Genomic DNA, 239 nt, shown 5'->3' with positions numbered 1-239 from the left:
GCCGAACCCGATGATGTTCCGGTCGGCGATGAACAAGATCAGCGCGCACTCCGAGACCACCGCCATGATCGGCGACCGCATGGACACGGATGTCGTCGCGGGCATCGAGGCGGGCCTGCACACCGTGCTGGTGCTCACCGGCATCAGCGACCAGGCCGAGATCGAGCGCTACCCGTTCCGGCCCTCCGAGATCCTGAACGGCGTGCACGAGCTGCTGCCGTAGTTCACCCGGCGGGGGG

Annotated in this window: 1 protein-coding gene; it reads left to right on the top strand. The window is 67.8% G+C overall.

The features are described from left to right. On the top strand, positions 1-223 hold a 223-nt coding region (locus tag FJ658_RS15390), incomplete at its 5' end, for an HAD hydrolase-like protein (protein ID WP_181408512.1). Positions 224-239: the final 16 nt, after the last annotated feature.

Source organism: Schumannella sp. 10F1B-5-1 (assembly GCF_006517535.1).
Lineage (GTDB): Bacteria > Actinomycetota > Actinomycetes > Actinomycetales > Microbacteriaceae > Schumannella.
The sequence above is the reverse complement of the archived record's forward strand: the minus strand, read 5'-3'. Positions and strand labels throughout refer to the sequence as shown.